The sequence below is a fragment of the Arthrobacter sp. TJ-178 genome, from assembly GCF_058269275.1.
Genome location: NZ_JBZCNK010000005.1, coordinates 258,446 through 277,428 on the forward strand (window position 1 = coordinate 258,446; position 18,983 = coordinate 277,428).

The 18,983-nt window shown below is 64.8% G+C and carries 17 protein-coding genes; 14 read left to right on the top strand and 3 right to left on the bottom strand.

Annotated features, from left to right (window positions below; translation table 11 throughout):
- Positions 1 to 276: 276 nt before the first annotated feature.
- From AC4D2Q_RS14920 to AC4D2Q_RS14930, 3 genes are all read right to left on the bottom strand, one after another.
- Positions 277 to 1,572 (bottom strand): DUF4192 domain-containing protein, encoded by a 1,296-nt coding sequence (locus tag AC4D2Q_RS14920; protein WP_490947275.1) that lies wholly within the window; start codon positions 1,570 to 1,572, stop codon positions 277 to 279.
- A gap of 123 nt (positions 1,573 to 1,695) precedes the next feature.
- Positions 1,696 to 3,153 (bottom strand): MFS transporter, encoded by a 1,458-nt coding sequence (locus tag AC4D2Q_RS14925; RefSeq protein WP_490947276.1) that lies wholly within the window; start codon positions 3,151 to 3,153, stop codon positions 1,696 to 1,698.
- An 18-nt stretch (positions 3,154 to 3,171) separates the two neighbouring features.
- Entirely contained in the window at positions 3,172 to 4,221 is a 1,050-nt protein-coding gene (locus tag AC4D2Q_RS14930) for a proteasome assembly chaperone family protein (RefSeq protein WP_490947277.1), read from the bottom strand.
- Between the two features lie 297 nt (positions 4,222 to 4,518).
- On the opposite strand from AC4D2Q_RS14930, the gene AC4D2Q_RS14935 reads away from it, so the two are divergent.
- The 14 genes from AC4D2Q_RS14935 to AC4D2Q_RS15000 all read left to right on the top strand — a co-directional run bounded on the left by AC4D2Q_RS14935 (position 4,519) and on the right by AC4D2Q_RS15000 (position 18,912).
- Complete coding sequence (locus AC4D2Q_RS14935; RefSeq protein ID WP_490925002.1) at positions 4,519 to 6,048, top strand: leucyl aminopeptidase; 1,530 nt, start codon at positions 4,519 to 4,521, stop codon at positions 6,046 to 6,048.
- A 204-nt stretch (positions 6,049 to 6,252) separates the two neighbouring features.
- Complete coding sequence (lpdA, locus tag AC4D2Q_RS14940) at positions 6,253 to 7,635, top strand: dihydrolipoyl dehydrogenase (RefSeq protein ID WP_490925001.1); 1,383 nt, start codon at positions 6,253 to 6,255, stop codon at positions 7,633 to 7,635.
- Between the two features lie 121 nt (positions 7,636 to 7,756).
- A complete protein-coding gene (gene sucB, locus AC4D2Q_RS14945) occupies positions 7,757 to 9,520 on the top strand; it encodes a 2-oxoglutarate dehydrogenase, E2 component, dihydrolipoamide succinyltransferase (protein ID WP_490947278.1) in 1,764 nt (587 codons plus the stop codon).
- Between the two features lie 189 nt (positions 9,521 to 9,709).
- Positions 9,710 to 10,060, top strand: coding sequence for a hypothetical protein (locus AC4D2Q_RS14950; RefSeq protein ID WP_490947279.1), 351 nt, complete (start codon positions 9,710 to 9,712; stop codon positions 10,058 to 10,060).
- A 92-nt stretch (positions 10,061 to 10,152) separates the two neighbouring features.
- Positions 10,153 to 10,581 carry an OsmC family protein gene (locus tag AC4D2Q_RS14955; RefSeq protein WP_490924998.1) on the top strand — a complete coding sequence of 143 codons (429 nt, stop codon included), beginning with the start codon at positions 10,153 to 10,155 and terminating at the stop codon, positions 10,579 to 10,581.
- 264 nt (positions 10,582 to 10,845) lie between these two features.
- Positions 10,846 to 11,151 (top strand): urease subunit gamma, encoded by a 306-nt coding sequence (locus AC4D2Q_RS14960; protein WP_104054653.1) that lies wholly within the window; start codon positions 10,846 to 10,848, stop codon positions 11,149 to 11,151.
- A 1-nt stretch (position 11,152) separates the two neighbouring features.
- Positions 11,153 to 12,070: a sirohydrochlorin chelatase family protein gene (locus AC4D2Q_RS14965; RefSeq protein WP_490947280.1), complete on the top strand. Its 918-nt coding sequence runs from the start codon at positions 11,153 to 11,155 to the stop codon at positions 12,068 to 12,070.
- Between the two features lie 69 nt (positions 12,071 to 12,139).
- On the top strand, positions 12,140 to 12,568 hold the full coding sequence (locus AC4D2Q_RS14970) for an urease subunit beta (protein WP_490947281.1): 429 nt from the start codon (positions 12,140 to 12,142) through the stop codon (positions 12,566 to 12,568).
- Positions 12,568 to 14,292, top strand: coding sequence for an urease subunit alpha (gene ureC, locus AC4D2Q_RS14975; RefSeq protein ID WP_490947282.1), 1,725 nt, complete (start codon positions 12,568 to 12,570; stop codon positions 14,290 to 14,292). The genes AC4D2Q_RS14970 and ureC overlap by 1 nt, the downstream gene beginning before the upstream one ends.
- 9 nt (positions 14,293 to 14,301) lie before the next feature.
- Positions 14,302 to 14,991 (top strand): urease accessory protein UreF, encoded by a 690-nt coding sequence (locus AC4D2Q_RS14980; protein ID WP_490947283.1) that lies wholly within the window; start codon positions 14,302 to 14,304, stop codon positions 14,989 to 14,991.
- Between the two features lie 86 nt (positions 14,992 to 15,077).
- Positions 15,078 to 15,713 (top strand): urease accessory protein UreG, encoded by a 636-nt coding sequence (ureG, locus tag AC4D2Q_RS14985; RefSeq protein ID WP_490924993.1) that lies wholly within the window; start codon positions 15,078 to 15,080, stop codon positions 15,711 to 15,713.
- An 8-nt stretch (positions 15,714 to 15,721) separates the two neighbouring features.
- Positions 15,722 to 16,804: an urease accessory protein UreD gene (locus tag AC4D2Q_RS14990; protein ID WP_490947284.1), complete on the top strand. Its 1,083-nt coding sequence runs from the start codon at positions 15,722 to 15,724 to the stop codon at positions 16,802 to 16,804.
- Between the two features lie 45 nt (positions 16,805 to 16,849).
- On the top strand, positions 16,850 to 17,980 hold the full coding sequence (locus tag AC4D2Q_RS14995) for a HoxN/HupN/NixA family nickel/cobalt transporter (RefSeq protein ID WP_490947285.1): 1,131 nt from the start codon (positions 16,850 to 16,852) through the stop codon (positions 17,978 to 17,980).
- Positions 17,981 to 17,982: 2 nt separating this feature from the next.
- Positions 17,983 to 18,912, top strand: a complete 930-nt coding sequence (locus tag AC4D2Q_RS15000) for an urea transporter (protein ID WP_490947286.1) — start codon at positions 17,983 to 17,985, stop codon at positions 18,910 to 18,912.
- Positions 18,913 to 18,983 lie beyond the last annotated feature (71 nt).

An 18,983-nucleotide genomic window follows, 5' to 3' on the forward strand; every position in this document is an offset into this window, starting at 1 on the left:
TGGAATCGCCATTAGGGGCAACACCACTATGACCCTGTCAAGTCCGTGCTTGGATTCAAGCGATCCCGTCTGCAGTGGTGCTCCTTGGGAGAACACTCACGCTCTGGTTTCTGTTCCCCTGCCGTAAGGCAAAGGAATCAAAAGCGACACTTGATACACGAACCCGACCGGGTCTCGGTTCCCATTGTCTCACGATTTCCCGCTGTTGCCAGCACCGGACCCGCATCTGGCGGGGCGGCGCGGTGCTCATGTCCGGGCGGCGCCGGGTGTTGTTCCTTACGACCCCTTCCAAGCTGTCTGCGCTGTCCGCGCCCAGAGGGGGAACAGGCCGGTTGCCAGCAATTCTTCCAGGAGCTGGGCCAGCCGGTATCCCGGATAGGCAGTCAGGCACCGGATCAGGTACACCTGTGCCCTGGATCCTCTCCCCCGGGCCCATTCAATCCAGGCCAGCAGGCTCAGCAGGGCCGCGGTTGCCTCCCGGTCCGCACACCGGTCAGCCGCAGCTGCCGCCAGGAGTTCCGTGAAGACGGAAAAAGCCGCGTCCATGCCGCGCCACTGCGGTGCCCGCCGGTACTGTCCCACCAGCACGTCGCGGAAGATCCGGGCTGCATTGTCCGGCCGCTGCCGGATACGTCCCCCGCCCTGCCCCCCGGCGTGTTCCGCGGCAGCGGCAGCACCGAAACCCGGAGGCACGAGCGGACGTTTCCCGTCTGCCGACAGGAGGTGACAGTCCGCAGCACCGGACAATGCCTGCTCCATGCCCAGGGCGGCCATGACCAGGAGCGTGTCCCGAACCGGCCGGGCGTGCAGACTCGCCAGCAGGAAGCCGGCGGCCTCAAGGTCGGCGCGAACGCTGGGGCAGCCAGGTCCGGCACCGGGCAAGGGGCGGGCATCCGCCGCCGCAGCGGAAAAGAACCAGTTCCAAATTTGTAAAGTGTCCGCAAATTGTTCGTACCCGCACCATCTGCCCTTCAACCGGCGCGCGTAGGCAGCACAGTGGGCCGCGGCTTCTGAAGCGTCCGCCCACAGCGGCGGCAGGTCCATGTCCACGGCCTCGCCCAATGACGGGGCAAAAGCGCTGCCGCGGTACACCATTTCGGCGCTAAGGGTACTGGCGCTGATCTCACCCAGCGGATGGCCCGGCCAGGGGCAGCAGCTGCCGTCAACGCAGAAGTACTCCCGCCACGTGGCGGCGGACACCACCCAGCCGTCCCGGAGGGGCATGCCTGCATCAGCCAGGCACTGGTCCAGGGCTGAGACGAGCCTGCGGTACGGCGGAACATCCGGACGCTTCCAGGCGCGGTCCGTATACAGGGCCATCAACACGCCGTCTGCCGAGAGGTCCGAGCGCAGAATTTCACAGACTTTTGCAGCAAAGTCCGAATAATCAAGGGCTGAGGCCGGGAGGTCCAGGCGCAGCGTTGCCCCCAGGCGGACGGCGTCGACGGTCATCAGGACCAGCGAGTTCCGCGGAACGAAACCAAGGCTGTGGGGTATGAAGGCCAGAATGTCCTCAGGTCCGCGAACTGGAAACGGTTCCTGGGGCCGCCGGCCGCTGGGAGAATTCGTCATGAACCCAAGCATTGCGGCGCGGAAGGCGCGCAGCGGTGCCGGAGCCGCTGCTGTGGAGGCAGCGCCTCCGCCGGCCGCGCTGCCGTCCCGGTGGAGGAGGACTCGTCCCGCCGCCGCAGGGTCCTAATCCGTGTCCGGACCGCCATCCGGGTCATGTCCGCCGAGTGTGCCGCTCCCGGCACTGGTCCGGCGTCCGGCAACCGCTTCGGTTTCGGAGTCAGTCCCGGCACCGGAGCCTGAGCCGCGGGCGGCCTGCCGGGCGGCACGTTCGGCCTGCTTGCGCTGCCGTTCGCGGGCCATTGCTTCGCGCAGGGGCGGAAGCCGCAGTCCGTCGTCGGCCATCCGTGCCCGCACCCGGGACCGGGTGCGCAGAATTCCGGCGACTCCCACAGCCATCACCACAAATTGGACTGCCAGCGCGATGCGGAAGGAATCCAGCGCATACAGGTCTCCGCCGGAGAAGCCGCGGGCGTTCAGGAAGTCCAGCACCACTCCGATCAGGTACATGGACACCAGGGAAGCGATGAACCCGCCAATGTTGACTATCCCGGTGGCGGTGCCCAGCCGGTGGCCCGGGTTGTATGTGCGGGCAAAGTCGAACCCAATCATGGAGCCGGGGCCGCCAATGGCCAGGACAGCGACGAGCAGGGCCAGCAGCCACAGTGGTGCCGGACCGGGATAAAGCATCACCGCGAGCCAGGCGCAGGCCATGGCGGCAGCGATCAGCAGGACCATGGTGGACCTGCGCAGCGGATGGCGCCCCACCCAGGATCCCAGCCAGGGCCCGCAGATGACGGCCACCACCACAAAGAGGGTCATCAGGGCCGATGCCCAGGAGGATTCCACTCCCTCGGCGCTGACCAGGTACGGGAAGCCCCACATCATGACGAACACGGTGCCGGGGAACTGAATGGTGAAGTGTGTCCACATTCCCAGCCGGGTGCCCGGCTGGCGCCAGGCCTGGCCCAGGGAGGTCGCGGTTTGCCGCAGGGGCAGCAGCACCGGCGCCTCAGCGCCGGAGGGCCGGTTGCGGACAAAGACGAGCGTGAGCGCCAGGACCAGCACGGACAGGGACGCCGCGGACACAAAGGCTGTGCTCCAGCCGAAGCGGTGCAGGACAAAGGCAAAAGGAACGGCGCTGGCAATCTGGCCCAGCTGGCCGATGATTCCCGTCCACTGCGTCAGTACGGGGATTTGCCGGCCGGAGAACCACGCCGGCAGAAGCCTCAGGACACTGATGAAGGTCAGGGCATCACCGGCGCCCACCAGGGACCGGCCCAGGATGCCGCCGCCCACAGTGTCGGCAGTGGCCAGCTGCAGCTGCCCGGCCACCATCAGTGCGGCCCCGGCGGCGATCAGCAGCCGGGGCCCAAAGCGGTCCACCAGCACGCCAACGGGAATCTGAAGCCCGGCGTAAACCAGCAGCTGCACCACCGTGAAGACCGAAAGAATGGACGCGGTGGCGTCAAAACGGGCCGTCGCTTCCAGACCGGCAACGCCAAAGGTGGTCCGCTGGGTCACCGCAACAAGATAGGCCAGGACGCTGACGCCCCATACAAGCCAGGCGCGTTTCGAGTTCATGGCCGAACCGCCGTCGGGCTAGTCCCCGGTAGCTGGCCCCGTTTCCCGGTCGGACGGGCCGGAAGAATTCGTTTCTCCGGATGTATCGGCATTCCCACGAGTTTCTGCGTCCTCCGTTGTATCCAGATTGTTTTCAGGCCGCAGTGCTTCGGATTCTTCCTCCGCCTGCGGGCTCGCCAAATAGGCTTCGACGGCGGCACCGAGTTCCTCTGCATCGGCCAGCTCGTCATTGTCCTTAACAAGCAGGGACCGGCGCACAGTGCTGTCCGTGTATTCGTCATAGCGCTTTTCGAGGGTGGCCACCACGCCCTTCACTTCCGCGGACGCTTCCACCTGTTCGGCAATCTGGCGCTCCACTTCACGGCCGGCTTCGCGGAGCCTGTCGGTGGGCAGCACCAGCGAGGCGGCAGCACCGAGGTACTCCAGGCCTGCCACGGCGGCGGGCGGGAATTCGGCTTCGGCCAGGTAATGCGGCACGTGCATGGCGTGACCGACGACGTCGAACCCGGCCTGCATGAGCCGCAGCTCCAGCACATGCCCCACGGCTGCCTGGATCTGCGCATTGGGACGCCAGGCGCTGATGCCGGCCATCAGGTCAGGCCGGTTCCCGTGGACGGTCACGCCCACGGGACGGGTATGCGGCACCGGCATGGGGATCGAATGGATCCAGCTCACCCGCTCCACCTCAAAGCTCTTGGCCAGGTGGACGACGGCGGCCGCGAAACGTTCCCACTGCACGTCCGGTTCAAAACCGGTCAGGAACAGGAAGGGTTCACCCAGGCCGTCGTGCAGCCGGTACAGATTCAACTGCGGCGGCTCGTAATCGGCCAGATGGTCCTGGACAAAGGCGATCTGCGGACGCCGCGCCCGGTAATCGATGAGCTGGTCCGAATCGAAGGTCGCCACCAGGTCATGGTCCAGGGTTTCCAGCAGCTCATCACGGATCTGGGAGACCACATGGCCTGCCTCGGCAAAGCCGGTAAAGCCCATCAGAAGCTGCAATCCGTGCAGGCCGGCGTCGTCGGCCACCTCCGGATTCAGATTGAACAGGGTCAGCGGATCAAGCATGTCTTCCCCTTCTGTGCTTCCATGCGCTTGGGTTTCGAGGGATATCAGGGTGTGCCGCCGATTTGGGAAAAACTGCCAAAAGCGGCGTGCCAGCGCTTGCTGCGCTCTTTACTCAAGGGTAAACGCCGCTGCCCCCGCGTTTCATTCCCGTCCGCCGCGGGCGCACGCCCGCGGCTTAGCAAAGCGGAGCACCACTGCCAAGAGACTACGATCGGTAATAAGGCGCCGCTCCGGCATAACGCGGGACGCGGGAAAGCGGCACCAGCCAATATTTCGGAATATTAAGGATGTAACTTCGTGGTCAAAACGAACGAACCAAATCTGACGGTGGTCTCCCGGGACGTGCAAAAGGTGCCGGCCCAGGCTTTGGTAGTGGGCATAGGCCAGACCCCCGGCGGTCCGGTTCTGATTGACAGCCCGCTCAGTTCCAAGGCAGCCACCGCCCTCGCGGCATCCCTTCCCCTGCTCGGAGCCACCGGTGCCGCCGACGAGGTCCTGCGCCTTCCGGGCCTGCCGGAACTCGACGCGCAGATGCTGGTCCTGACCGGCGTGGGCAAGGTCAGTGCAGGCGTTCCCCTGAGCTCCGAGGCACTGCGCCGCGCCGCCGGCTCCGCCGTCCGGCAGCTGGCCGGCACCGAGACCGTGGCCCTTGCCCTGCCGGCCGCCACTGTGGCCGACGCCGCAGCCGTCGCCGAGGGCGCCCTGTTCGGCGCCTACAGCTACACCGAACACCGCACGGACAAGGCCAAACTCAAGGACCCGGTGAGCAACATCATCGTTGTCACTCCGGCCGCGGACGACAAGGCACTGAAGCCCGCACTGGACCGGGCCCGGATCCTGGGCCGCGCGGTCAACGCCACCCGCACCCTGGTAAACCAGCCGCCGAGCCACCTGTACCCGGAGACGTTTGCCCAGGCAGCCAAGGATCTGGCCAAGCCCCTCTCGTCCAAGGTCAAAATCACCGTCATGGATGAAAAGAAACTGGAGCGTGACGGCTTCGGCGGACTGATGGGCGTGGGCAAGGGCTCTTCCCGCCCGCCGCGCATGGTCAAGGTGGAATACGCTCCCACGCGCGCCAAGGCAAAGCTCGCCCTGGTGGGCAAGGGCATCACCTTCGATTCGGGCGGACTCTCGCTGAAGCCTGCCGCCGGCATGCAGACCATGAAGTGCGACATGGGCGGGGCCGCCGTCGTTCTGAACGCCCTGCTGGCCATCGCCGAACTGGGCCTGCCGGTCAAGGTCACCGCATGGCTGTGCCTTGCCGAGAACATGCCCTCAGGCACCGCTCAGCGTCCGGGCGACGTCATGACCACCTACGGCGGACGCACCGTTGAGGTTCTGAACACCGATGCAGAAGGCCGCCTGGTCATGGCCGACGGCCTGGTCGCAGCCTCCGAAGAAGCTCCCGATGTGCTGATCGACGTCGCCACCCTCACCGGTGCGCAGATGATCGCCCTGGGCAACCGGGTCTCCGCCGTCATGGGCGAGGAAGGGGTGCGCGACGCCGTCAAGGTCGCCGCGGACCGCGCCGGAGAGCTGTTCTGGCCGATGCCCATCCCCGAAGAATTGCGTGCATCCCTGGATTCCCAGGTGGCGGACATCGCCAACCACGGCGAGCGGTTCGGCGGCATGATGACCGCAGCCAGCTTCCTGCGGGAGTTTGTCGGAGAAGTCGACGGCGTGAAGATCCCGTGGGCCCACCTGGACATCGCCGGACCGGCATTCAACGAAGGCTCGCCCTACGGCTACACGCCCAAGGAGGGCACCGGCGTCGCCGTCCGCACGCTGGTGGCCTACGCGGAAGACGTTGTCTCCCGCTCCGCCTAAGGCGTACCTATAGCACCGGCACCCTCCGGGGACTACCGGGAACAAGCAATACGGCTGGTGTTTCTCCTTACACTTCCCGCCGGCGGCCCATCAGCGAGTGGATGGAGCCCTGCCGGCGGGATAGTGTGAGAGACGATCACAACCGCCCAAATCACTAAAACGACGCGCCCATGTGCGTCACCGATTACGCGAGGGAGCGTCCAAGTGGCCGAAAAGGCAACTGCGCAAGAATTCGACATCCTGATCCTCGGAGGAGGAAGCGGTGGTTATGCCGCTGCTCTCCGTTCCGTGGAACTGGGTTTCTCCGTAGGACTCATTGAAAAGGGAAAGCTGGGCGGCACCTGCCTGCACAACGGCTGCATCCCCACCAAGGCACTGCTGCACTCGGCCGAAATTGCCGAGAATGCCAAGACCGCATCGAAGTACGGCATCAACGCCACTTTCGATTCGATCGACATGACGGCAGTGAACTCCTACAAGGACAACATCATTGCGGGCAAGTTCCGCGGCCTACAGGGCCTGATCAAGTCCAAGGGCATCACTGTCATCGAAGGCGAAGGCAAGCTCACCAGCGAAAAGACCATTGAGGTCAACGGCGAGACGTACACCGGCGCCAACATCATCCTGGCCACCGGCTCCTACTCCCGTTCACTGCCGGGCCTGGAAATCGGCGGCAAGGTCATCACCTCCGACCAGGCCCTGAAGATGGACACCGTTCCCAAGAGCGCAATCATCCTCGGCGGCGGCGTCATCGGCGTCGAGTTCGCCTCGGTCTGGAACTCCTTCGGCGTGGACGTCACCATCGTGGAGGGCCTGCCCTCCCTGGTCCCGAACGAAGACGCAGCAATCATCAAGCAGCTTGAGCGTGCCTACAAGAAGCGCGGCATCAAGTTCAGCACCGGCATCTTCTTCGACAACGTCCAGCAGAACGACGACGGCGTCGTCGTCACGCTGGCCGACGGCAAGAAGTACGAAGCCGACCTCCTGCTCGTGGCAGTCGGCCGCGGACCGGTCACCGCCAACCTCGGCTACGAGGAAACGGGCCTGACTATGGACCGCGGATTCGTCATCACCAACGAGCGCCTGCACACCGGCGTCGGCAACGTCTACGCCGTGGGCGACATTGTTCCCGGCCTGCAGCTGGCCCACCGCGGCTTCCAGCAGGGCATCTTCGTGGCCGAGGAAATCGCCGGCCTGAAGCCGGTCATCGTTGAAGACGTCAACATCCCCAAGGTCACCTACTGCGAGCCCGAAATCGCGTCGGTGGGCCTGACCGAGAAGGCCGCCAAGGCCAAGTTCGGTGATGACAGCGTCGAGGTCCAGGAATACAACCTGGCCGGCAACGGCAAGACCTCCATCCTGGGTTCCTCCGGCCTGATCAAGATGGTCCGCGAAAAGGACGGCCCCATTGTGGGTGTCCACATGATCGGCGGCCGCATCGGCGAGCAGATCGGTGAAGCACAGCTGATCGTGAACTGGGAAGCATACCCGGAGGACCTGGCCAGCCTGCTGCACGCCCACCCCACGCAGAACGAAGCCCTCGGCGAGGCCGCCATGGCACTCGCCGGCAAGCCCCTGCACGGCTAAAGCAAAGAATTACCTGCCCGGTGCACCCGGGTTCCCAAAACCCGGGTGCACTAGGCTTTCCACCACCAGCACCAGCGGTACGGCTGGTTCAAAAGATCTAATAAGGAGAAACGGGGACAATATGTCTGAAACCGTGAACTTACCCGCCCTTGGTGAAAGCGTCACCGAAGGTACCGTTACCCGTTGGCTGAAGGCTGTCGGAGACAGCGTTGAGGTAGACGAGCCGCTGCTGGAAGTGTCCACCGACAAGGTTGACACCGAAATTCCTTCCCCCGTGGCCGGCGTCATCGAGGAAATCCTCGTCGCCGAAGACGAAACCGCAGAGGTTGGCGAGGCGCTGGTGCGCATCGGCGACGGCTCCGGTTCCGCCGATGCCAAGGACGACGGCGGCAGCGCCGCCAACCAGGAAGCACCGGCCGAAGAGGCTCCTGCTGAGGAAGCCCCGGCTCAGGAAGCTCCGGCTGAAGAGGCTCCCGCCTCCGACTCGGGTTCCGGCGAAGGCACCGAAGTAACCCTTCCGGCCCTGGGCGAGTCCGTCACCGAAGGCACCGTCACCCGCTGGCTGAAGGCCGTGGGCGATGACGTCGAGGTGGATGAGCCCCTGCTTGAGGTTTCCACCGACAAGGTTGACACCGAGATCCCCTCCCCCGTGGCCGGCAAGCTGCTGGAAATCCGCGTGAACGAGGATGACACCGCCGAGGTGGGCGCCGTCCTGGCCGTCATCGGTTCGGGTGCAGGTGCTCCGGCCAAGGCCGAGCCGAAGGAAGCCGAGCCGGTAGCGGCCGCTTCCAAGGACGAGCGCGAAGCTCCGGCAGTTGAGCCGGAGAAGAAGGAAGCCCCGAAGCAGGAAGAGAAGAAGCCCGAGCCCAAGGCCGAAGCTCCGAAGCAGGAAGCTCCCAAGCAGGAAGCTCCCGCCGCTTCCGAGTCCGAAGGAACCTACGTCACTCCGCTGGTGCGCAAGCTTGCAAACCAGAACGGCGTGGATCTTTCCACCGTCAAGGGTTCGGGCGTAGCCGGCCGCATCCGCAAGCAGGATGTCCTGGAAGCCGCTGAAGCCAAGAAGGCTTCCGAGGCTGCTCCGGCCGCCGCGGCTGCACCGGCTGCTGCCCCGTCCTCGGACAAGGCTGCTGCACCGGCAAAGATCAGCGAAGAGAGCGCCAAGCTGCGCGGGACCACGGTCAAGGCACCGCGGATCCGCCAGACGATCGCCCGCCGCATGGTCGAATCCCTGCAGGTGTCGGCCCAGCTGACCCAGGTCCAGGAAGTGGACATGACGCGCGTCGCCAAGCTGCGCGCCTCGGCCAAGAACTCCTTCCTGGAGCAGAACGGCGCCAAGCTCACCTTCCTGCCCTTCATTGCCAAGGCAGTCACCGAGGCACTGAAGCAGCACCCGAAGCTGAACGCGTCCTACGACTCGGATGCCCAGCAGATCACGTACCACGACGCCGAGCACCTCGCGATTGCCGTGGACACCGAAAAGGGCCTGCTGGTTCCCGTCATCACCGATGCCGGCGACCTGAACATTGCCGGCCTGGCCAAGCGCATCGGCGACGTCGGTTCGCGCACCAAGGCCGGAAAGATCGGACCGGACGAGCTGTCCGGCGGAACCTTCACCATCACCAACATTGGTTCCGTGGGTGCCCTGTTCGACACCCCGATCATCAACCAGCCGCAGGTGGGCATCCTGGGCACCGGTGCGATCGTCAAGCGTCCCGTCGTCCTCACCGACGCCGAGGGCAATGACACCATCGCCATCCGCTCCATGATGTACCTGTCCCTGTCCTACGACCACCGACTGGTGGACGGTGCTGATGCAGGCCGGTTCCTGCAGACGCTGAAGGCACGCCTTGAAGAAGGCAACTTCTCCTCGGACCTGGGCCTCTAGTCCCGGTTTGATTGCCGCTTAGAAAGGGCGCTTCCCCTCGGGGAAGCGCCCTTTCCTGTGCTCCGCCGTCGTTGGCGTTGCCCTGTGGCAGCACGGCCGCGGGCTGATTTTCTACATGTTGTCGAAAAGTTACCGCAGGACGGTCCGGTGAGTTCAAGAATGCTGACAAGGTGTCCGTAAGCTGGAGGTATGGACTTCCTACAGAGCTTTCTCGTATTCCTGCACATCCTCGGCGCGGCAATCATTGTCGGCATCTGGTTTGCCAAGATCAAGAACCCCACCGTGATGCCCGGGCAGTTCCACGGCGCACTCCTGCAGCTGGTGACAGGCCTTCTTCTGGTGGGCCTGGCAGAAATGGATGACTACGACGTCAACCACCTCAAAATCGCCGTCAAGCTTTTGGTGGCTCTGGTCATCGCCGTGCTGGCGTTCGTCGGCCAGCGCAAGTACAAGAAGGGCGAGCCTGTGAGCTCCGCCCTGGCCAACGGCGTGGGCATCCTGGCCGTCGTTAACATCGCCGTTGCAACCATGTGGCACTAGGACAGTAGAACCCGCTCAGCGTCACTGAATAGGATGGGATGAAGTCCCGGCACCTGCCGGCCTTCATCCCATCCGCTTTTAAGGAGCTTCCCATGGCTACAGTCCGCTCAGCCCACACCGTCTGGAACGGCGACCTCTTCAACGGCAAGGGTGATGTCACCCTCGACAGTTCCGGCCTGGGCACCTACGACGTCACGTGGAAGGCCCGCGCAGAGGAAGCCAACGGCAAGACCAGCCCGGAGGAACTGATTGCCGCAGCCCACTCTGCCTGCTTCTCCATGGCCTTCAGCAACGGACTGGCCGAAGCCGGGAAGACCGCTGAGCGCATCCAGACCTCCGCGGACGTAACCTTCGTCCCCGGCACCGGCATCACCGAGAGCCGCCTGAAGGTCACCGCTGTGGTTCCCGGCCTGACCGCCGAGGAATTCGCGGACATCGCAGAGGCCGCGAAGAGCGGCTGCCCGGTGTCGCAGGCGCTCGCCGGAATCAAGATCTCGCTGGACGCCACGCTGGAGTCCTAAGTCTTGGAGTCCTAAGCCCGAGCCGGCTTGGCACCGGTGCGCAAACGACCCGTGTTCCCCTTGGAAAGTCAAGGGAAGCACGGGTTTTTTGTGCCTGTCCGAGGTACAGAATCAACACTGACATTTCTCTGCACCGTACCAACCCCAGTTCCGGATCACAGGGTGTTGGCTGCCAATTGCTGCGGGTAGCGTCTCTTCTACGCGGGTTCGGCCGGTGCGCCGAGCACAAACAAAGTGATCACAACTGCGGCTGAAGGTGAAGCAATGGACCTCACTCCAAAAGAAATAGACAAGCTGTACATATACCAAGTGGCCGATTTGGCCCGTAAACGGCGCGAACGCGGAACCAAACTGAATGTCAGCGAAGCCACCGCTCTCATTTGCGAGGCGATTCTGGAAGGCGCCCGCGACGGCCGGACCGTCGCGGAGGTGATGGAGCTTGGCAAGACCATCGTCTCTGAAAGCCAGTGCATGGACGGCGTCCGTCAGCGGCTGCCGCTCCTGCAGGTCGAGGCAACTTTTGTGGACGGCAGCAAGCTCGTCTCCTGCCACGATCCCATCGGGGTATGAGTTGACTCAGCTCCTCGAGTCCCAAGCGACCGTGGTGCTGGTCGGCGGACACGAGAGTAACAACGGAGCGGATCTCTCCTTCGCGGCGGATTTGGTTCCCGGTGCTCTCATCACCCCGGCCGGCCGGCCGTTGCACAACACGCTCACACACCTGCTCGCGCGCAGTCGTCAGGGGTCCGGCGCAGAGCCGGCACCGATCGTCGTGCTGCCCATGACTTTCGGCCGCAATCCGACCCTGGTGGCGGACATCGCTAAGACGCTCAGCTGGCTCGGCGTCCAGGCACCCTCGAGCAACGGCACCGCGTCCTCCCCCGTGCCAATGGTTCTGGCCGACGCCTTTGGCACCGGTGACCACCTGACGGCATGGCTTCGGGCTGCCGCCACCGAGGTGCGCCGGCGCGCACCGGAGGCGGCTGTCCTGATCTTCGCGGATGCTGCCAACCCCTTCGACGACGCCGAGCTCCACCGCATCGCACATCTGGTGCGCACTCACGGGGCCGGCAACCCTGTGGACACGGCGACCGTTGACGACACAGCCGGACTCCTGGCGGTCGTAAACCGGTTGCGGCTGCTCGGCAGCGCGCAGACGGTCGTCGTCCCGGCAGGTTTCCGACGGGTGGCGACCGTGCGCGGGGAACCCGTGCCGTTCGGGGAGGGCGGTTTCGCCGATGCCGGCTTCTACGGTGCACTGCTGAGCGAGCAGGCCGTGCTGCGCGTCATCCGCGAGCGGGTCCGCGACGCTCTGCACAACCTGCGCCACGGCCGTAACGGCATCGAGGCAGGCCTGACGGCTGACCACGGTCACGGCTATGCCCACTCGCATGCCTTCGAGGAAGCCAACGGTCACTCCCATACGCATCACCACGGCCAGGCCGACTCTCACACGCACCACCATCCCATCCCCATCCGTTCGAGCTGATCGGATCCCTCCTACACCGCAATGCCGCGCGCAGCGATCCCGCATCGCGCCGCAAGGGAAGGAAACACCATGCTGGGCAGCCCCACCTATCACCATAAAGACGAAGACATCGAGATTAACGCCGGCAGGCCAAGCGTCACGCTGCTGGTGAGCAACACCGGCGACCGGGCTATACAAATCGGCTCGCACTTCCACTTCTTCGAGGCCAACAAGGCACTTCTGTTCGAACGGGAACTTGCCTACGGCATGCATTTGGATGTGCCCGCGGGAACCGGCATCCGGCTGGAGGCCGGTGACACCCGGGAAGTGACGCTCACCGCGTACGCCGGAATCCGGCGGGTGATTGGCTTCAACAACCTCGTGGACGGCGGACTCGACTCCGCGGCAACGAAGATCCGGGCGATGGCACGAATGGAAGAACTCGAATTCAAAAACGGTAAACCGAGCGCCAAACCCAGTGCCAACGCAACCGGCGACGCATCTAAGGGGAACAAGTAATGGCTATCATCTCGCGCAAGCAATATACGGACCTCTTTGGTCCCACCGTCGGCGACCGGGTCCACTTGGCCGACACCAATCTGGTGATCGAGATCGAGAAGGATTACAACGAGGGCCATTACGGCGACGAGGTGGTCTACGGCGGCGGAAAAACCGCCCGTGACGGCATGGCAGCGGACCCGTCTGCAACTGACGCGGAGGGCGTGCTTGACCTGGTCATCACCAATGCCATCATCCTGGATCCGGTGCTCGGCGTTGTTAAGGGCGACATCGGTGTGCGCGACGGAAAGATCGCCGGCATCGGCAAATCGGGGAACCCGCACACCATGAGCGGAGTGGATCCGCGGCTTGTGGTGGGCCCGGGCACCGAGTTGCTGGCCGGCGAGCACCTTATCGCCACTGCCGGCGGCATCGACTCGCACGTGCACTACATTTCGCCGGAACAGGCCCTGGCCGCCCTCTCCAACGGCATCACCACCCTCTTTGGCGGAGGTACGGGTCCAACCGACGGCACCAACGGCGTCACGACCACCCCGGGTGTGTGGAATCTTGCCCGGCTGCTGGAATCAGCCGAGGCGATGCCGGTGAACATGGGTTTCCTCGGCAAGGGCAACGGATCGCTGCCCGAGGCCCTGATCGAACAGGTGCAGGGCGGGGCCTGCGGACTCAAGGTGCATGAGGACTACGGTTCCACACCGGCCGCGCTCAGCAACGCACTCTCCGTGGCTGACGCCTACGATGTGCAGGTTTCAGTGCACACCGACAGCCTCAACGAGGCCGGCTATGTCGAGAACACCCTCGATGCCATCGACGGCCGCACCATCCACACCTTCCACACCGAGGGTGCCGGCGGCGGGCACGCACCGGACATCATCAAGGTGGCCGGCCACCCCAACGTACTCCCGTCCTCGACGAACCCCACCCTGCCCTACACCGCCAACTCGGTGGATGAGCTGCTGGACATGGTGATGGTCTGCCACCACCTCTCCCATGACATCCCCGAAGACGTAGCCTTCGCCGACTCCCGCGTGCGTGCCGAGACGATCTCGGCCGAAACGGTTTTCCATGACGAGGGGATCATTTCGATGGTTTCCTCCGACTCCCAGGCCATGGGGCGCATCGGAGAGTCGTTCATGCGTACCTTCCAGATTGCCCACCACTGCAAGGACCAGCGCGGCACCCTTCCGGAAGACAGTGCCGATAACGACAACTTCCGGGTCCTGCGCTATCTCGCCAAGATCACGATCAACCCGGCCATTACCCAGGGCGTATCCGATTACATCGGTTCGCTGGAAGAGGGCAAGATGGCCGATATCGTGCTCTGGCCCGTGGGTTCCTTCGGCGCCAAGCCCAAGCTGATTGTCAAAGGCGGCCTGATCAACTGGGCCTTGATGGGCGACCCGAACGCCTCGCTGCCAACTCCGCAGCCGGTGTTCTACCGGCCCATGTTCGGTGCGCAGGGCAAGACACTGCAGAGCACGCGGGCGACGTTCATGTCCAAGTCGGCCATCGACAAGGGCGTTCCCGAGCGGCTCGGGCTGGAAAGCCAGATCCTTCCGGTGCACGGCTGCCGCGGCCTCGGAAAGGAGAACATGGTGCGCAACAGCGCGACGCCGCATATTGAAGTTGACCCCGAGACATACGACGTGACATACGACGGGACGCTGGCCACGATTCCGCCGGCGCAGACCCTGCCGCTGACTCAGCTGTTCTTCCTCGCATAGGGGCACCGCATGACGGATGTGAACCAGCTGCTGACCAGCCTGCAATTCGCCGACTCGGCCTTTCCCAGCGGCTTCTACACCATGTCCCACGGGCTCGAGGCCTACAGCCAGGCCCGGCTCGTGTCCCGGAACGGAGTGCAGCAGCTGCTCGCCGAGCTGCTGCTGCACTCGGTCGGGCCGGGGGACGCCACTGCACTTGCCGCCGCCCACCGCGCGGCGGCAGGCGGCGACGTCGAACTCGTCCAGGAGATCGACCAGCGGTTGTTCGCCTCAAAACTAAACGCCGAGATGCGCACCGCCTCCGTGCGCAGCGGGCACCAGCTGATCGATCTGGGCGCCGAACTGATCGACAACGCACTGCTCGCGGAGTACAGCGAACGGGTGCGGCTGCGCAGCACACCCGGCTGCCAGCCGGTCGCGACGGCGGTGGTGTATGCCGCCGCCGGGGTAACCACCCCGCAGGCCGTGGCATCAGACCTGTTCGCCTTTTCGGCGAGCTTTGTCGGAGCCGCCCTGCGGCTGAGGCTGACTGACCACCGGCACGCCCAGGCAATCCTGCTGGGGACGGCCGGGGTGATTGAGCAGGCGACGGATGAAGCCCTTGAGCGCGATCTTGCCGACCTTGGCGGCTGTGCACCCATGGCCGACATCATGTCGGCCCGGCACGAACGAGCCGAGGCTCGGCTGTTTGCCAGCTGACACCGGTACGGACAGACAGAAAGCGCGGCGCCTGAGACCCGGCGCGCAGGCAGAAGAACACCAGAGATCACTGAAATGAGGAACTGATGAGCGAGAACGTTTTGAGGATCGGCATCGGCGGTCCCGTGGGCAGCGGGAAGACTGCGCTGACGGAGGCGCTGGTGCCGCTGCTCATTGAGGCCGGGCGCACACCCGGTGTGATCACGAATGACATTTATACCCAGGAGGACGCCCACCACGTGCGCAGGGAGCTGGCGGGCATCCTGGACCCCGAGCGGGTGGTGGGTGTTGAGACCGGATCCTGCCCGCATACGGCCGTACGCGATGATCCGACCATGAACCTGGCCGTCGGCGCAGAGATGCTGGAACGGTTTCCCGACATCGACACCCTGATTTACGAGTCGGGCGGCGACAACCTCACGCTTACCTTCTCGCCGGCGCTCGCCGATGTGTTCGTCTTCGTGCTGGACACCGCCGAGGGTGAAAAGATGCCGCGCAAGCGCGGGCCCGGCATTACGGACAGCGACATCCTGGTGATCAACAAGATCGACATTGCGCAGTACGTGCGCACGAACCTGGACGTGATGGAATCCGATGCGCACCGGGTGCGTGAGAACCGGCCGGTGGTGCTGACAAACTCACTCACCGGACACGGGGTCGACGAACTCTACCGGGAGATCATGACGCAGTGGAACGGCGCCAGAACCGAGCTCATCGGATGACGGTCAAGGTGACGGAACCGCGAAACACGCCGGCACCTGCCGGGAATGCCCCCGCCGTCGGTGACGGGGTAGCCGGCGTGATTCCCGTGCCTCCCCCGCCGCCCAAGCAGACCGGCGGCCGGGAACCGAGCACCGGCGGTTACCGGCTCCAGCCGGCGTACTATGAGCCGGCCCGGGTGCCTGCCGAAGTGCTGCGCCATGCCGGTGCGCCCACCCTGCCCGTTGGCAGCCCCGGCAAGGTGGGCGTGCTGCAGCTGGGGTTCGCCCGCAACCGCGGCCGCACCGAGCTCGTGCAGCACTATCAGAAGTCTCCGCTGCAAATCATGCATCCGCTCTACTTCAATCCGCTGCGTCCGGACATGGCCTACACCTACCTCATGTCCTCCGGCGGCGGCATTCTGCAGGGTGACCGGCTGCGCACCGACCTGCATTTCGGCCCCGGAACGTCGGCGTACCTGGCCACGCAGACCCACACCCGGGTCTACCGCATGGACCACGACTACGCCGCCGCGATCATGAATATTGAGGTGGAGCAGGACGCCTATGTGGAGTACCTGCCTGAGCCCACCGTGCCCTTCGCGGATTCGCGTTTCTACCAGCAGACCTCGGTGGTACTCGATGAGTCGGCAACACTGCTGCTCGGCGAGACCGTGTATGCCGGCAGGCTCGCCCGCGGAGAGCGGCATGCCTACGACGTCTATGCCTCGGACCTCGAGGTGCGGCGGCCGGACGGCCGCCTGGTCGCCCTCGACCGGGTGCGGCTGTGCCCGCAGAACGGTGCGGAACCCGGCGCAGCGGCCGACGGCGTGAACGGGCTGGGCGTGCTCGCGGACCACGATGTGCTCACGATGCTCTACGTCCTCACACCGCTGGCCACCCCTGCCCAGCTCGCTGACACACTGCACCGGGCACTCGGTGGCAGCGGCGGTGACCTCATCTACGGGGTGAGCACGCTGCCACACGATGCCGGCGTGTGGATGCGCCTGGTGGGCAATGACACCGTTGCCGTGGCTGCCGCGAACACAGCCGCGGCGTCAGCCGTTCACGAACTGCTGACCGGGCGGCAGGCACCCGTAATTCGAAAGAGCTAGAGGGGACAAAAGGTGAGTGAACGGGCTACGGCGCAAGAGACGGCGATGAAACCGGTGCGATCCTACCGGGCGCAGGTGGTGCGCGCCTTCATTCCGGTCGCCCTCCTGCACATCGCGGGGTTCGGACTCTTCTTCTTCCTGGTCGAGCCGCTGCATCTGCGGCTGGGTTCCTCCGTTTTCGGGGTGGGGATTGCCGTGGTGGCCTATGTACTCGGCGTCAGGCACGCCTTCGACGCGGACCACATCGCCGCCATCGACAACACCACCCGCAAGCTGGTGGATCTGCGCAAGCCGGCCGCAGGGGTGGGCCTGTTCTTCTCCCTCGGGCACTCCACCATAGTCTTTCTGATGGCGGCGCTGCTGGCGCTCGGGGTGAGCTGGGCGGTGGGGCTGAGCAGCGACGGCAACGAAGTGCGCAACGGGCTCGGCGTGTTCGGCACTTTGGTGTCCGGCGTTTTCCTGTTGTTGATCGGACTTATCAATGCCGTGGCGTTCGTGGGAATCCTCAAGGTGTGGCGGGCATCGCGCAACGGCGACCTCGATGAGTTGGAGCTGGAGCGGCATCTGCAGGGCCGGGGCCTCATCAGCCGCCTCATCCGGCCGATGCTGCGGAGCATCGACCGGCCGGGAAAGATGTACGCCGTCGGCTTTCTGTTTGGGCTCGGCTTCGACACCGCCAGTGAGATCGCTCTGCTGGTCCTGGCCGGAACCGGGGCCGCGACAGGATTGCCCTGGTACGCCATCCTCTGCCTGCCCCTGATTTTTGCGGCCGGCATGAGCCTGTTCGACACTCTTGACTCTGCCGTGATGGTGAAGGCTTACGGTTGGGCGAGCGTCAACGCGGTCCGCAAGCTGTACTACAACCTCACCATCACCGGGCTTTCGGTCATGATCGCCGTCATGATCGGCGGCATTGAGCTGGTCGGGCTGCTGAACGAGAAGCTGGGGCTGCGCGACCCCCTCACCGGGTGGGTGGCCGCCATCGACCTTGAGAACGTGGGCTACATCGTCGTCGGCACGCTGCTGCTGGTCTGGTTCACCTCCACCGCCTACTGGCGGTTCGGCCATGTGGAGGAGCGATGGGCGCTGGCGGGCGGCGGCTCGACCGCACCGGGCGGTCCGGGGCCCGGCGAGGGCACGGGGACGCCGCCCGACGACATTCCGAACAGGAGCTGACCATGAGCAGCATTGGCGCAACCGCATCGAACTCTCCCATCTCGGGCGCGGGTTGGCTAAAGGGCTGGTGTCAGGGGCTCTCGCAGATCTTCTTCCAGAGCAATACCTACACGGCGCTGCTGATCCTGGCCGCCTTCGTCGTCGCTGACTGGCGCATGGCACTGCTTGTCCTGATCGGCTGTGCGGGAAACACGCTGGGAGGACTCCTGCTCAAGGCCGATCCGTCGTCCGTGACTTCGGGTCTGCAGGGCTTCTGCGGCGCCCTGGTGGGTGCCGGGACCTACTCTGCCATCGGCGGCCGGTGGGAGTCATACCCCATCGCGCTCCTGGGCGGGCTGCTGTGTGCCCCGGTCACATGGCTGGTGGTCGCACTGTTCACGAAGACGCCGCTGAAGGCCTATAACCTGCCGTCAACGACTGCACCGTTCTGCCTTGTTGCGACGGTCATACTGCTCAGCACCGAACCGCTGCGTGTAAGTGCGGCGCAGTCCGGCACCATAGACTCGGAGCCGCTCGCCTTTGCACGCTCCCTGTTGACCAATGTGTCCGAAGTGGTGCTGATCAACAATGTGTGGGCGGGGGCACTCATTTTGATCGGGCTGTTCGTGGCCGGGTGGAAAGTCGGCCTGGCCGGGCTGCTCGGCAGCGTGGTGGGCAGCCTGTGTGCCCTGGCAATGGGAGAGTCGCTCACCGAAACCGCAAACGGTCTGGCCGGCTACTCCGGCGTCCTCACCGCCATCGCGCTCGCCGTGGTGTTCCTGCGCAGCAGTTCAGTGTCCTGGGTGCTCGCCGTGATTGGAACCGTGGTGACCGCTGTGGTCACAGTGGTGATGCACCGCCTTGACGCTCCCACCTACACCTGGCCGTACATCCTCACCACCTGGGTGTTCCTGGTCATTGCCCATTACATTCCTGCGGCCAAGCGCCCCTAGGCGTGCAGGAGACCTCCAAGCTTATTCAGCCGCGGCGACCTGCACTCGCCGCGTGGAGAGTCTTTTGAGGT